This is a genomic window from Halomonas sp. SIMBA_159, assembly GCF_046536035.1.
Classification (GTDB): Bacteria; Pseudomonadota; Gammaproteobacteria; order Pseudomonadales; family Halomonadaceae; genus Vreelandella; species Vreelandella venusta_A.
The window spans coordinates 1-270 of record NZ_JAWJBT010000617.1; the positions used below are offsets into that span (position 1 = coordinate 1).

The window sequence follows — 270 nt, forward strand, 5'->3', positions numbered from 1 at the left end:
CTGCTATGGGAGCAGTTCCTTCTCGGTTGGCAACCAAACATTTGAAAGGTTATCGACACCATAATGGCTTGCACGTGTTTCCAAGCTGTCAGAGCCGGTCAGCACCTGAAAACCCTTTTCGAGATGAATTGCTACAACTGGGTAGCTCCGGTTCCCGCCATTCACTTTTATCGCAAAACAGTCATCATCGAACCAATGTGCAAAGGGGTGCTCCCAGCAATATGCTAGGCGCTCTTTCATAAGGCCCTGCACTTGCGCTGCATTTTCACG

Annotated in this window: 1 protein-coding gene; it reads right to left on the reverse strand. The window is 49.6% G+C overall.

Annotated features, from left to right (window positions below):
* Positions 1-3 precede the first annotated feature (3 nt).
* Positions 4-270, reverse strand: a 267-nt coding sequence (locus tag R0J87_RS20680; RefSeq protein ID WP_498888598.1) for a hypothetical protein, incomplete at its 5' end; no start/stop codon positions are given.